Genomic DNA, 14,288 nt, shown 5'->3' with positions numbered 1-14,288 from the left:
TTTGGATGGCACCGATGTCGCCAAGATCGCGCCGGATCAGAAGATAGATTTGAAGGCGTCGATGTTGCTCGCGTCATAGACGAATGGGTCAGCCATGGCGCCTTCACTATTATCGTCGAGTTTCAGGCTGCCCATCCGGCCCATTGGGATTTCAGCACCTGGGGCGGCTTCGGCGCCATTCTTGCTGATTTCATACGCCAGCATCGCGGCGGAATACCCCAGATCGATCGGATTCCAGATGGCGAAAGACTGCGACGCACCACTTTCGATAGCACCCGCCATTTCGGATGGCAGACCGAGGCCTGTCACATTCACCTGACCCACTTTTCCGGCATCAACAACCGCCTGTGCCGCGGCCACGATCCCTACAGATGTGGGTGCAATGATCGCATCAAGGTCGGGATATGTCTGCATCAGCCCGGTTGCCTCGCGATACGATTTATCTGCAAGGTCATCCCCATAGACAGTAGATACGACATTGATGTCGGGATAATCGCCCATCACCTTGGTCATCTCTTCGATCCAGATGTTCTGGTTGGTCGAGGTTGTCGTCGCTGACAGAACAGCAACGTCACCGCCTTCGGGAAGGTGGTCTGCTGCAAGCTTGATGATCATGTTCCCGATCAAAGGATTGGACGACGGGTTCAGATGCAGCTGGCGACCCTCTGGTGCCACACCTGAATCCCAGCTGATCACAGTGATGCCGCGCTGCATCGCTTTCTTCAACGCCGGGACCAAAGCGTCAGCATCATTGGCGGACACGGCAATCGCATCGACATTCTGCGCGATCAGAGCGTTGATCACCTCGATCTGACCTTCAGCGGTTGTATCTGTCGGCCCGGTATAGATGATCTCGACATCTCCCAGCTCCGATGCCGCTTCCTCCGCGCCCTTGGCCGCCGCTTCGAAAAACCCGATCCCAAGCGCCTTGACGACCAGCGCAATTCTGACGTCTTCGGCTTGTGCCGCACCAGCCGCAAACGTGGCCACGGCTGCAACCGTCGTCAGTACTCTTTTCATGACACTCATATTGGTTCCTCCCTTGAGCGTTTCTTGATCGGTGGCCTAAGACGCCACCCCTTCTTTCTGAATTGCATTGGTGGTCGCGACGACCAGCTTGATATCTGCGGCATCCAGCATCGCGGCGGTGCGATCCGTAATACCGTCATCGGTGATGATCGTATCGATCTTTTCCAGGGGGCAAAGCACAAGGCTCGAACGGTTTTCGAACTTGGTGCTATCGACCAGCACGATCAGCTCATCTGCCTGACCAATCAGTTTTTGTTCCGCCTGGATCAACAGCGGATCCGCTTCCATAAGACCAAGTGGGCCGATGCCCTGCGCGCCCATGAACATCCGGCGCGCGCAGAAATTTCGGGTCACGTCATTGTCAAACGGCGACAGGATGATGTTTTGCTCGCGGTAGATAATGCCACCAGACAGCAAGACGGTATTCTTGCTGTTTTTCAGGAGATGTTCTGCAATGGGAAACGAGTTGGTGAAAACCTGCAACCGCCGGGTCGCAAGCGGATGCACCATCTGGAATGTGGTCGTGCCGCCGTTGACGATGATTGCATCCCCGTCCTCACAGATATCCACCGCGGCAGCGGCAATAGCCTGCTTTTGCGCAATGTTCATGGTTTCGTTGACCGAAAACGGGCGCCCGGCCAACCCCACAAAAGGCGCGGAGTTCAACGCCTCTGCGCCGCCTCTGACGCGGCGAAGTTTTTTCTGGGCATCCAGCGTATTAATGTCACGCCTTACGGTCGCCTCTGACGCGCCGGTCAGCGCACAAAGGTCCGGAACGGTCAGCACGGAACGGTCCTGAACCGCCGAGAGAATGACGCGATGTCGATCATTTTCGTGCATGGAATCCTCCGAACCTCATCACATCCTGCGTCGTGAGGGCATTTTTTGTCAATCATTTATTTTCACTAGCGCTCAACTTGATATACAGTATGACTGATATTGATTGTTTGTGATTGACATTTTGACACAGGCGCGCCAGCCTGTCGGGCAATGGATATCACCCGATGGAGAGTTTGATGCTCAGGAACACGCCCGCTGACAGCCTTGAAAACAAATGGGATGATGTTCGCGCTCAGCAGATGTCCGAAGCCGAGAAACTGCTCTATCGCTCCAACCTATTGGGTTCCGACAAAAGAATTACGAATTTTGGTGGCGGCAATACATCTGCCAAGGTCATCGAAAAGGATCCGCTTACCGGAACCCTTGTAGATGTGCTTTGGGTCAAAGGCTCAGGCGGAGATGTCGGGTCGATCAAGATGGACGGGTTTTCCACGCTTTACATGGGCAAGCTGATGGCTCTGAAAGAGCTCTATCGCGGCGTGGAATACGAAGATGAGATGGTCGGCTATCTGCCGCATTGCACCTTCAACCTGAATCCAAGAGCCGCCAGCATCGACACGCCTTTGCATGCTTACGTTCCTGCAAAACATGTCGATCACATGCACCCCGATGCGATTATTGCAATTGCTGCCGCGAAAGATAGCAAGGCTTTGACCCGGAAGATATTCGGCGATCGTATTGGTTGGCTGCCCTGGAAAAAACCGGGTTTTGAACTGGGGCTCTGGTTATCCGATTTCTGCGACCGCAATCCTGATGCGCAGGGTGTCGTGCTGGAAAGCCACGGCCTTTTTACCTGGGCCGATGATGCAAAAGACTGCTACGAACTCACCCTGAAAACCATCCAGACAGCCATGGATTGGTTTGCCGAAAATTCGGCCGGCGTGGCAGCTTTTGGTGGCGCGCTTCACACGGCGTTACCTGCCGAGGAGCGCGATCAGGTCGCCGCGCGGCTGATGCCCGTTATCCGAGGCATGATCTCCGGCCAGCAGCATATGGTCGGGCATTTCGAAGATTCCGAAACTGTGCTGGAATTCGTAAACGCCAATGATATGAGCGCGCTGGCGGCGCTCGGCACATCGTGTCCCGATCATTTCCTGCGGACCAAAATCCGCCCGCTTGTTGTAGATTTCGACCCGTCAAATCCAGATCTGGAAAAGACGGTCAAAGGGCTCGAAGAGGCCGTAGCCGCTTACCGTCTGGACTACACCGCCTATTATGACCGGTGCAAACACAGCGATAGCCCGGCAATTCGGGATCCGAACCCGGTTGTCTATTTGATCCCTGGTATCGGGATGATCACCTTCGCCAAGGACAAGGCCACGGCGCGTATCTCTGGCGAATTCTACATCAACGCCATCAATGTGATGCGGGGCGCGTCAACCGTATCGACCTATCAGGGCTTGCCGGAACAGGAAGCTTTCGACATAGAATATTGGTTGCTGGAAGAAGCCAAATTGCAGCGGATGCCAAAGCCAAAATCAATGGCAGGTCGTGTGGCGCTTGTGACTGGTGGCGCAGGTGGGATCGGCGCTGCAACGGCGGAAAGATATCTGAAAGAAGGCGCCTGTGTCGTGCTTGCAGATATCGATGAGGATGCATTGGTTGATACGGCTGAACGCCTCTCCTCACAATATTCGGCTGATGTGGTGCGGGCTGTGGCCATGAATGTGACCGACGAAGACGCCGTCGCAGAAGCCTTTGCCCAGACAGCCCGGGAATTCGGTGGCTTGGATATACTGGTCTCAAATGCCGGAATTGCCAGTTCAGCGCCCATTGAGGAAACTTCGCTTGATCTGTGGAACAAGAATATGTCGATCCTCTCGACAGGGTATTTTCTGGTCAGTCGGGCGGCGTTCGAGATGATGAACGCTCAAGGTCTGGGTGGCGCGCTGGTCTTTGTCGCATCGAAGAATGGTCTGGCCGCTTCACCCAACGCATCGGCCTATTGCACTGCCAAAGCATCTGAAATCCATCTGGCGAGATGCCTGGCCCTTGAAGGGGCACCAAAGGGCATTCGGGTCAACGTGGTCAATCCTGACGCCGTTTTGCAAGGGTCCAAGATCTGGTCTGGTGACTGGTTGAAAGAGCGTGCAGCGACTTATGGCAAGGACAAGGAAGGGCTGGAGGCTCACTATCGCGAACGGTCACTGCTGAAACGATCCGTTCTTCCTCAAGATATTGCAGAAGCGGCCTATTTTCTGGCCTCTGATCTGTCTTCAAAGTCGACCGGCAACATCATCAACGTGGACGCCGGGAACGTTCAGGCCTTTACCCGGTGAGGAGCTGCAAATGATCCATCAGGACATCATCGCGCAAAGCAACGACGCTTTGATACCCGAACTTCATGCCAACTACGACGGCTTGGGGGAACATCTGGACCGCCGCGGGATAGATATCGCCAGCATCAAGGAAAAGGTGGCAAACTATGGTGTGGCCATTCCCAGTTGGGGTGTCGGGTCCGGCGGGACTCGATTTGCCCGCTTTCCGGGCCCCGGTGAGCCACGTGACATATTCGACAAGCTTGATGATTGCGGGGTAATCCATCAGCTGGCAGGTGCGACCCCATCGGTGTCTTTGCACATTCCATGGGATGAGAAACCGGCGTCGGATCTCAATTCGAAGGCTGAGGAAGTCAGGTTGGTATTCGATGCCATGAATTCCAACACGTTCCAAGACCAGGAAGGCCAGGCGCACAGCTACAAATTTGGCTCACTGTCGCACACCAATAAGGAAACCCGCGCGCAGGCGATCGAGCATAACCTCGCCTGCATCGAACTTGGCCGTCAAATCGGCTCCAAAGCTCTGACGATCTGGGTGGGTGATGGGTCGAACTTTCCCGGCCAGGCGAATTTTACCCGCCAGTTTGAGCGATATCTGGACGCCACCCAGCAGATCTATGCGGCTCTGCCGCCAGACTGGACCCTGCTGACCGAACATAAAATGTTCGAACCTGCGTTTTACTCCACGGTCGTTCAAGATTGGGGAACAAACCTGCTCATTGCACAGCAACTGGGTCCAAAAGCCAAATGCCTCGTCGATCTGGGCCACCATGCCCCCAATGTGAACATCGAAATGATCGTCGCCAGACTGACCCAATTCGGCAAACTCGGGGGTTTTCACTTCAATGACAGCAAGTACGGCGACGATGATCTCGACACCGGCAGTATCGATCCCTACCGGTTGTTTTTAGTATTCAATGAGTTGGTTGAGGCGGCGTCCGATCCAGGTTTTGCACCGATGCACATGCTCGATCAAAGCCACAACGTGACAGATCCGATTGAAAGCCTGATGGTTTCGGCCATGGAGGTTCAGCGCGCATACGCCCAGGCGCTTCTGGTCGACCGAGGGGCCTTGGCATCCTATCAGGAGGACAATGACGCGTTGATGGCCACTTCAACGCTGAAGAACGGGTTTCGCACAGATGTGGAGCCGATTTTAGCCATGGCCCGGTTTGAGAAAGGCAATGCAATTGATCCCGTTGCGACCTACCGAGCTTCCGGCTACCGGGCGAAAGTCGCGGCGGAGCGTCCTGCTGCCGCCGGCACCGGCGGGGGGATTGTTTGACATTATGTCGTCCAAAACATCGCAAAAACGACTTATTAGAGACTAGTTTTCCGCCCAGTCGGGCATCGGTTCCTTGTTGAGAAACGCCTTGATACCGGCTTCGGTATCTCGGGCCATCATGTTTTCCGCCATCGCCGCGCCGGCAAAAGCATAAGCCGCTTCCAAACTCATTGTTGCCTGCTTGTAAAAGCCTTCCTTGCCGATCTTTACGGCGACGGGTGCCTTTGACACGATTTTGGCTGCCATCGCACGGGTCGCTTCAGAGAGCTCGCTCTCTGGCACAGCCTGGTTGATCAAGCCCATCTCGACGGCGCGCGCAGCGGGCTGAAACTCCCCCAGAAGTAGCATTTCCATCGCCATTTTACGTGACACATTGCGCGACAAAGCCACCATCGGTGTGGAACAGAAAAGGCCGATGTTCACCCCGGATGTCGCGAATGTTGCGGTATCTGCGGCAACCGCCAGATCGCAGGTCGCCACCAGTTGGCATCCTGCTGCTGTGGCAATGCCCTGCACCTGCGCGATGACCGGTTGCGGTAACTGCGTGATCGTCAACATCATGCGAGAGCAGGTCTCAAAGAGACTGTTGAAATAGGCTTGGCCACCATCCGCGTCGCCACGCTGCGCTGTCATTTCCTTGAGATTGTGACCGGCACAGAAATGCGACCCTGCGCCGCGAAGTATGACCACTTTGATGGCTTTGTCCGTCGCGATTTCATCCAAGGTAGATTGCAGGGCTGCGAGCATGTCTTCCGACAATGCATTGAGCGACTTGGGGCGGTTCAACGTGACCGTGCCAATCCCATCGGATTTTTCCAGTAATACAGGCGCGTCAACGTGGTCCATGATCGATCCTTTTGAGCAGACACATTTGGAGCATCAAAACCGGAATTGATCAGATAGGCAATGTCGGGTCCCGGGATGGGTGATCATTTCCTGTCGCAGCCCCCGGCCAGAGGTTATGCGGGACCGGATCCTTGGTCCTGACCAAGAAGAGGCGTGCAATCTGACCATACGATCGATAGGCGTACCCTCCATTACGTTCGAGAAAATCAGAACGTCGGGCCACGTAGTAGGAATGCAATTTATACCAAGCCAGGCCCGGGCAGGCATGGTGCACAGCATGAAGATTGTTTTTCAGGAACAGGAACGACAAAAGCCCGCGATCTTCGATGATGACACTGCGGCAACGTGCTTTCTCATGGGCTCGGTGCTCAAGGAAGGTCCGGATTTTCAGGATCGAGTGGCTGAGATAGGCGGATAACGCATAAAGCCAGAACGGCATCTCTGCCACGAACATCCACCAAAGCAGGACAGGAACCAACCCGGCGAGGTGAAACAAATAGGCGTTGATGATGCTGCGATCGCCTTTGAGCATCGCTCGTATGTCGAGCTTGTAGAAGGACAGCAATCCAATGACCGGCCCGATCATGACCCGCCCCAGGAGGGTGTTGTTCCATGTGTAGAGAACCCGCCGGGCAAGGCACCAGTTCGCCCAAACCGCTGGATCAACGAAATTTGTTTCCGGATCGTCATACGGGTCTGTCAAAATCGGATCGTGATGGTGCGCCAGATGGGTGTCACGAAACCGGTGATAGGGGATCGCCAGTCCAAGTGCCGGAAACACCAGCGCGGTGTTCAGGCGCGTATCCTTGAAAGGGTGGCCGTGCAGAACTTCGTGGCTGAAAGACGAATAAAGCGTTAGCGCCAATGTCAGTATCAGCGCAGCAAACCAGGGGCCCAAAAAACCATATTGCGCCGTTGCAAAAGCAAATCCTATGTAGCAAAGCGCTCCAACTATCAGCGTCGGCCATTCAACCAACCGAACCCGCATGGCTATAGTCGTCGCCAATTCGACCCATCCTTCTGGCATAATCACAGATTAACTTCCCCAAGCATATTCTTCGGGTCATCCGGAATTGGTGCAAGAGCGTGGATTTGTCATTCTTGTATTAAATATGCAGCATTTAAAGAATTATGTTGTGTATCTACAACAAAACTGCACATTCGCTGTATGGATAAACGTGATCTTTCCACAAACTTCAAATCACGCCTGTCGCAGGTGCTCGCCTCCCATCCGGCTGGTAAAGGTCATTTCCTGAAGTCGGTAGGTATGGATCGCTCTGCGCTCAGCCAGTTTCTCAATCCCGATTCTGATCGCCTTCCAAGAGCAGAAATGCTGCGGCGCATAGCACAGGTTACCGGCGTGTCCGTGGATTGGTTGCTATGTCTTGAAAACGCCCCCGAAGGGCGCCAGGAAGTTGCCGCAAGTGTACATATTGAGAAAGCCGTTCAGGCAGACGGCTCCACGCCCCTTGATCAATGGCGGCGGGAAGCTTCGGGCTTCAAACTGCGATATGTGCCGTCGACATTGCCGGATATGGTAAGCCTGTCACCGGAAGCGGCAGACACAAACACCGATGCGCGTGGTGGCGGTGTTGAGAACGTTCTGGAACGTATTTCGCTCGACGATCTGGACGTGGAGATCGCCATGCCCATTCAAACGCTGAAAGATCTGTCGGCGCGCACGGGGCTTTGGCGCGGAGCGGAGGCCCAGACATGTCGCGCACAGCTTGCGCACATGGCCCGCGTTTGCCGTGAGAACTACCCCGCTCTGCGGTTGCACCTTTACGATGGCACCGAGACCTTCTCTGCCCCATTTACCGTCTTTGGCAAACAGCGTGTGGCGCTCTATATCGGCGATGCTTATCTGATGGTCAGCAGCCCCGATCAGGTACGTGGATTTTCCCGACAGTTCGACCGGCTCGTGCGACGCGCGACCATTGGTTCTGACCGCGTTCATGAGGTTATCGAAGCGCTTGCAGATGCCGTGCGCGGTTAAATTTCACCGAAAGACAGCGGGTCAACCTTCGACGTTCAGAAACGCCTGCATGCGATCCCTGATCTTTTCAGACCATGGCACGGGACGACCTGTTTTCATATGAACAGAGACCAGCACCGGTGTTGCGGTCATTCGCAACTGATCGCCGCAATGTGCCTCAATATGCAAATGCGCTGACGTACGGCCCAGCTTCTTGACAACCAACGTCCAGGTCAGGACATCTCCCATTTTGCTGGGCGCTGTAAACTCCGCACCGATAGAGACCGTCGGAACCCCATATCCGGACTCCAGATGCATCTGGGAAAAGGAATGCTGTAGCCCAACCTCATGCCATTCTTCGACGGTCTGATTGACCATTTCGAAATAGCGGGGATAGAAAACGATGCCAGCCGGGTCACAATGCTGGAACAACACTTTGATGGTATGCGCGAAAATCTGAGCCATAGCGGTCACCCTGACGCATCAGGATCGCGCGTCAAGCCCTGCTAACACTCCGACGCAAGGTCCGCCAGAATGGGGCAGTCCGGACGGTCATTACCTGCGCATGTCTCGATGAGATGAGACAGGGTGTCCCGCATCTGGTGCAGTTCGCTGAGCTTCTGATCAATCTCAGCCAGATGTTCCTGTGCGAGTTTCTTCACATCCGCGCTGGCACGCGATTTGTCGTTGTAAAGCCTCAGCAACCCGCGACAGGCATCGATACCGAACCCCAGGGATCGCGCTCTGCCCAAGAAGGCCAGTTTGTGAATGTCACTGTCGGAAAAGCTACGGTATCCGTTACCGCTTCGGGCGGGTGCGATCAGCCCAATGTCTTCATAATACCGGATTGTCTTGACTGGCAGGCCCGTACGTTTGGCCACATCAGAGATATTCATGCAATTCTCCTGTTCATCCGGCGCAACCGCAGCGCATTCGCAAGTACGAAAAGGCTCGATAGAGCCATGGCCCCGGCGGCCAGTTGAGGCGACAACAGAATGCCAAACCCGGAATAGAGCGCACCGGCAGCGACCGGGATAAGGGCAACATTATATCCAAACGCCCAGAACAGATTTTGCCTGATATTGCGCATGGTCATTTTCGCCGCAGAAACCGCGGATGTGATACCCTGTAGGTTGCCGGACATCAAAACCACATCCGCCGCTTCGATCGCAATATCCGTTCCGGTACCGATGGCGATACCGACATCCGCATAGGCCAGCGCGGGCGCGTCATTGATGCCATCTCCGACAAAAGCGATCTTTGCATCGGCTCCGCGCAATTGCGTCAGCGCATCAACTTTCTGGTTTGGCAGCACTTCGGCGACCACCTTGTCGATCCCGATCTGACGACAAACTGTTTCGGCAGTGGCCTTTCGGTCCCCGGTGATCATCGCAACCTCGATGCCTTGAGAAACAAGGCCCGAAATCAAGCGTTCCGCATCCGGTTTGATTTGATCGGACACGCTGATCATTGCGGCGACCTCGTCGTCTATCGCCGCGAAGAAAACCGTGTGGCCACGCTCTGACAGCGCGTCGGCCTGGTTTTGAAAGGCCGTAGTTTCCAAGCCGCGATCTTTCATCAACCGGTCTGAGCCGATCAGCACGAACTGACCGGAGACGACCCCTTCGATGCCCATACCACTCAACGCGGTGACGTAGCGGCTGGGTGCCAGTTCCAGACCCTGTTGAGTTGCTGCATCAACAATGGCTTTGGCGACAGGGTGTTCGGCGCGCGCCTCAAGGCTTGCGATCAGACGCAAGACCTTGGTGCGGTCATACCCTTCGCTGACGGTTAGTTCAGACAGTTCCGGCTGACCAACTGTGAGCGTCCCTGTCTTGTCAAATGCGATCAGGTCAACCTCTGCCAAAGACTGAAGCGCATCACCCTTGCGGAACAGCACCCCCATTTCGGCGGCGCGTCCGGTCGCAACCATGATCGAGGTCGGTGTTGCGAGACCCATGGCGCAGGGACAGGCGATGATCAGCACCGCGACCCCGGCAACCAACGCATGTGACGCCACCGGCTCCGGACCCAGAATCCCCCACAAAAAGGCGGTCAGGGTCGCGATTACCAATACGCCGGGCACAAACCAATGGGTGATGCGGTCAACCAATGTCTGGATCGGAAGCTTCGCACCCTGAGCTTCCTGCACCATCCGGATGATGCTGGCGAGTACAGTATCGGCGCCGGTTTGCCTTACCTTCAGCTTCAGGCTGCCCTGCCCATTGACGGTTCCGCCGGTCACCAGATCACCCGGTACCTTTTCAACAGGCAACGGCTCACCGGTGATCATACTTTCGTCAATATGGCCCCTGCCCTCTGTGACGACGGCATCCACCGCGACGCGTTCGCCGGGTTTCAAAAGGACGATATCCCCGACTGACAGCGTTTCGATATCGACCGAAATGACACCTTCAGCAGTCTCTAAATTCGCGGTTTTAGGCTGCAAATCCAACAGGGATCTGATGGCCGCGCCCGTATGGCCCTTGGCCCGTGCTTCAAGCCAACGCCCCAGCAAAATGAAGACGACAATGACTGCTGCTGCTTCGAAATAAACGGCCTGCGACTGCGCTGGCACAACATCCGGGAACAACAGGACACAGAGTGAAAAGAGGTAGGCGGCAGCGGTGCCGATAGCGACAAGGCTGTTCATGTCGGGCGCACGTTTCAGCAGCGCGGATATGCCCAGCGCGTAGAAGGAGCGCCCCGGGCCAAAAAGAATGGCCGTCGTCAGGACAGCCTGCACCGCCCAGCTGAATTGAACCCCTATCGTTTGCGCGATGAATTGATGAAACGTGGGCACAATATGGCCACCCATTTCCAGCACCACGACCGGAAGCGCAAGAACGGCAGCCAGCAGGGTACGTCTGGCTAATACATGTGCCCGATCAGAGTGTTTAGCCTGTGAATCTTCGTAATCCCGTTCGTTGATCACCTGCGCCGGATAGCCTGCTCGGGTCACTTCCTGTGCCAGAAATTCGGGCGCCAGGTGAGCACTTGCTATGTCCACTGTGGCCTCTTCGGTCGCCAGATTAACAGCGACGCGTTCCACGCCGCTTACAGCGGACAATATCTTGTCAACACGCCCGACACATGAGGCGCAGGACATCTTGTCGATGGAGAGTTTTATTGTATGCGATGCAGACACGCATGGCCCCTCTTGAAGGTTTCAGGAGGGATATAGGGGTTCCAGTTACTGGAAGGTCAAGACCCTAACTTGCCTTGACCTCTTCCGACGCTTGCGGATCCGTCCCACCGGACCCTTCCGCGGGCAGCAACTCGGCATCTTCGATGGTTTCTTCATCCGGCAAGTCATCAGGTACCGTATTGTCCGTGGGAGCACCGACAATCAGCGGTAACATCTGAACGCCCACCGGCATCGCGACCTCCGACATAGGGGGCCGCTTCCAGGCGAGGGTATCGAAACTCTCGCAGTTCTCGCAGATAGGTGCCCAATCAGCGTGAATATGCTGGCAATTGTCACAAATCCATTGTGGTCCGCGAGAAACCGAGAGCGCGCGCGCCAGCCATCCACGCACCACGGCGTCATCCGCCCCTTCGCCTCTTTCGATCGCCGCCATCAATGTGACCGATCGCGCCGTTGGGTCCTTTTCCACCAAATCGCCCAGAGATCGCCGCGCCTGCGGGAAATCCTCATTTGCAATATGCAACTCTGCCAGCAACATCTGTGTTTCAGAATCCGTCGGATTGGCACGGGTCAGCACCGAAAATCGCTTTATCCGTTGCGCCGGGGTCTCTTCCGGCTCTATCGCGGCAAATGCGGCAGCAAGATCCGGATGCGGGTGCGTTTCCCAGGCTTTTTTCAGAAGTCGCGTGGCGAGACGAGGCTTGTTCTTTTCAATGTAGCTTTGCGCCGCCATAACAGCGGCTGGGATCAGATCAGGCGAGAGCTTGTTGGCCTCAATCGCTTTTTCCTGTGTTTCAATGGTTGCATCACCGGCCATGATGTCCCTGGCTTCCGACAAGGCCAGAACCGCATCGCGCCGTCTGTGCACATCGCGCGGTAGATGCCCGTGTTTCAGCTTGGCGCTGAGTGTTTGCCGGGCGCCCGACCAATCTTCTTTCTGTGCTTGCAGGCGAAGCAAAACATCTTGTGTCTCTTCGTGCTTCGGTTTGAGCGCAAAGGCGCGCTCGGCCAATTGCAACGCTGTTTCGGTGTCTCCATCAGCCAGTTTTTGCTTAAGAATGCCGCGAACACCAACAAATCGCGTGGCATCATTGGCGACGAGTTTCTTATAGGTCTCTTCCGCTTTGTGCTTGTCGCCCGCCAGTTCTGCGGCCTGCGCCGTCAACAGGTTGGTCAAGGCGGGTTTATTGAGGTATTTGTCAGCTTTGGCAGCCTTGGCCATCGCCAGCCGCCCTTCTCCACTGGCCAGCGCCATCATCCCTTCGGACAGCGCCTCAAAACCCTTCCGCTCGCGATTACGGTCGAAATAACGCGATAGCGCAGTTTCATCCCCGTTGAGAAATTTCCATGTCGCCAACAGCAGCGACAAAAGCTTCAACATGATCCAGACCGCAACAACGAAAACAACGACGGCTATGACAGACTGGATCGGGCTAAAGGTAAATTCACTCCCCATGACGGTGATCTGCACGCCCCCCTGGCTTTCAAGCAGGTAACCTGCACCAAGGGCAAGTAGCGCCACTGCAGCAACGAACAGGACAATCTTTATAAGGGACCAGAGCATAACGTTTTCCTTAGTTCACTGTCAGACTGTCGGAGAGGGATTTCGTCGCGTCCCGAGCAGCCTTGCGCGCATTTGCACTATCAAGCCAACCCTGCATCGCGGCCTTCGCCGCATCCGGTAAAGCATCCATTTCGCGCAGAGCGGTATCCAGATCTTCCGCTTTCATGGCCGCCTCTGCGCGGGACAATATCGCATCCGGATCAGTCCCTTCACGCGGCGTCACCGACCGGACGCTCAATTGCCGGCGAATAAAACCGCCGATCCCCTGCACTTCCGATTCCGGAACTTCCGCGCGAGCCGCTGCCAGCCCGGCCCGCGCCGCGTCAGGGAACCCTTCGCGCAACATGGACATTGTGGGCACCCCTTCGGCCGCCGCGGATCGCAAAACATCCGGAACATCAACCGGTGCCACTTCTTCCAGGGCACCCAAGGCAGGCTCGAAAGCGGTGCCACTGTCGACTGCCGTCTCCACTCGTGTAAGCGCGGCGCGTGCCAGAACACGTTCCGCCTCCGTCCGTGCACGCGCTTCATCTTCGCTCAGTTGCGCCTGCAAATCCGCAAGAGCGGACTGGAGAGCAGCAATCTCGCCACTATTGTCGACAACCGGTGCGCTAGGCTCTGGTTCGGGCCGGGACTCGATGGCCTCCAGCCGCGATGTCATTTGAAGCAATGCAGATTGAAGCGCATCAACCGAGGATATCAATTCTTCGTCCCGAGCAGGAACCGGTTCGGGCGTGGCAGCGATAACCGCTTCCAGACCATCAATCCGTTCTATCAGCGCGCTGTTTGCCTCCGCCAGGGCTTGCGTTTCTGCCTCAATTGGAGCGAGATCAACAGCTTGTCGCTGCATTGATGCTGGCAAAACACCATCAAGAACGTCCCCACGACCCGCAATGAATCCCAAAAGCGCGGCAATCACGCCACCAAAGACCGCGGGCCAGAAACTGGATGTGTTTTGCGCGGGGGCCGGAGGGGGTGCCGGACGCTCCTCTGTCTGAGCTTCCTGGGCGCTTTCTTCATGTTCAAGCTCGGCTTCGACCTCATCTTCTGGATCGCCGTCGGCGAGATCTTCCTTTTCCGCAAGACCCCCTTCGGGGGCGGTGTCCGGATCAAGTTCACCGTTTTCATGTTCAGCATCAGACGTTTCTGCTTCCGAAGCTTCCTCCTGGGCATCTAAACTCGACTCTGACTCTGGCGCAGCAGCCTGTTCATCGGCATCAGATTGCAGCTTTTCCACTGCCGTGCCCTCGTCAGAAACGTCTTTTTCGTCTTCAGCTTTCGCCACTCCCTACACCCTTTCGAATCTGCCCCCCGTAGGCACG

12 protein-coding genes are annotated in these 14,288 nt (G+C 55.8%); 3 read left to right on the top strand and 9 right to left on the bottom strand.

Annotation, left to right across the window (positions count from 1 at the left end; genetic code table 11):
• Nucleotides 1–36 precede the first annotated feature (36 nt).
• Nucleotides 37–1,029 carry a rhamnose ABC transporter substrate-binding protein gene (gene rhaS, locus Q0802_RS08295; protein ID WP_298916314.1) on the bottom strand — a complete coding sequence of 331 codons (993 nt, stop codon included), beginning with the start codon at nucleotides 1,027–1,029 and terminating at the stop codon, nucleotides 37–39.
• A gap of 36 nt (nucleotides 1,030–1,065) precedes the next feature.
• Nucleotides 1,066–1,869 (bottom strand): DeoR/GlpR family DNA-binding transcription regulator, encoded by an 804-nt coding sequence (locus tag Q0802_RS08290; RefSeq protein ID WP_298916311.1) that lies wholly within the window; start codon nucleotides 1,867–1,869, stop codon nucleotides 1,066–1,068.
• Nucleotides 1,870–2,045: 176 nt separating this feature from the next.
• On the opposite strand from Q0802_RS08290, the gene Q0802_RS08285 reads away from it, so the two are divergent.
• Nucleotides 2,046–4,148: a bifunctional rhamnulose-1-phosphate aldolase/short-chain dehydrogenase gene (locus tag Q0802_RS08285; protein ID WP_298916308.1), complete on the top strand. Its 2,103-nt coding sequence runs from the start codon at nucleotides 2,046–2,048 to the stop codon at nucleotides 4,146–4,148.
• Between the two features lie 10 nt (nucleotides 4,149–4,158).
• Complete coding sequence (rhaI, locus tag Q0802_RS08280) at nucleotides 4,159–5,433, top strand: L-rhamnose catabolism isomerase (RefSeq protein ID WP_298916306.1); 1,275 nt, start codon at nucleotides 4,159–4,161, stop codon at nucleotides 5,431–5,433.
• Nucleotides 5,434–5,475: 42 nt separating this feature from the next.
• Here rhaI and Q0802_RS08275 read toward each other — a convergent pair whose 3' ends face one another.
• Both Q0802_RS08275 and Q0802_RS08270 read right to left on the bottom strand, forming a co-directional pair.
• Complete coding sequence (locus Q0802_RS08275) at nucleotides 5,476–6,279, bottom strand: enoyl-CoA hydratase (protein WP_298916301.1); 804 nt, start codon at nucleotides 6,277–6,279, stop codon at nucleotides 5,476–5,478.
• Between the two features lie 49 nt (nucleotides 6,280–6,328).
• Nucleotides 6,329–7,285: a fatty acid desaturase gene (locus Q0802_RS08270; protein WP_298916298.1), complete on the bottom strand. Its 957-nt coding sequence runs from the start codon at nucleotides 7,283–7,285 to the stop codon at nucleotides 6,329–6,331.
• Between the two features lie 162 nt (nucleotides 7,286–7,447).
• Here Q0802_RS08270 and Q0802_RS08265 point away from each other — a divergent pair, with 162 nt between their 5' ends.
• Entirely contained in the window at nucleotides 7,448–8,275 is an 828-nt protein-coding gene (locus Q0802_RS08265; protein ID WP_298916295.1) for a helix-turn-helix domain-containing protein, read from the top strand.
• A 21-nt stretch (nucleotides 8,276–8,296) separates the two neighbouring features.
• Here the strand turns inward: Q0802_RS08265 and Q0802_RS08260 are convergent, their stop codons facing one another.
• The 5 genes from Q0802_RS08260 to Q0802_RS08240 all read right to left on the bottom strand — a co-directional run bounded on the left by Q0802_RS08260 (nucleotide 8,297) and on the right by Q0802_RS08240 (nucleotide 14,251).
• Nucleotides 8,297–8,719 carry a thioesterase family protein gene (locus tag Q0802_RS08260; RefSeq protein ID WP_298916292.1) on the bottom strand — a complete coding sequence of 141 codons (423 nt, stop codon included), beginning with the start codon at nucleotides 8,717–8,719 and terminating at the stop codon, nucleotides 8,297–8,299.
• 41 nt (nucleotides 8,720–8,760) lie between these two features.
• A complete protein-coding gene (gene cueR / locus Q0802_RS08255) occupies nucleotides 8,761–9,150 on the bottom strand; it encodes a Cu(I)-responsive transcriptional regulator (protein ID WP_298916288.1) in 390 nt (129 codons plus the stop codon).
• Nucleotides 9,147–11,402 carry a heavy metal translocating P-type ATPase gene (locus tag Q0802_RS08250; RefSeq protein ID WP_298916286.1) on the bottom strand — a complete coding sequence of 752 codons (2,256 nt, stop codon included), beginning with the start codon at nucleotides 11,400–11,402 and terminating at the stop codon, nucleotides 9,147–9,149. Before Q0802_RS08250 ends, cueR begins: the two co-directional genes overlap by 4 nt.
• 64 nt (nucleotides 11,403–11,466) lie before the next feature.
• Nucleotides 11,467–12,966, bottom strand: coding sequence for a heme biosynthesis HemY N-terminal domain-containing protein (locus Q0802_RS08245; protein WP_298916283.1), 1,500 nt, complete (start codon nucleotides 12,964–12,966; stop codon nucleotides 11,467–11,469).
• Between the two features lie 10 nt (nucleotides 12,967–12,976).
• The gene (locus Q0802_RS08240) at nucleotides 12,977–14,251 is read right to left on the bottom strand and encodes a hypothetical protein (RefSeq protein ID WP_298916280.1); all 1,275 of its coding nucleotides are present in this window, start codon (nucleotides 14,249–14,251) and stop codon (nucleotides 12,977–12,979) included.
• Nucleotides 14,252–14,288: the final 37 nt, after the last annotated feature.

The sequence above is a fragment of the uncultured Roseobacter sp. genome (assembly GCF_947495275.1).
Taxonomy (GTDB): Bacteria; Pseudomonadota; Alphaproteobacteria; order Rhodobacterales; family Rhodobacteraceae; genus Roseobacter.
The sequence above is the reverse complement of the archived record's forward strand: the minus strand, read 5'-3'. Positions and strand labels throughout refer to the sequence as shown.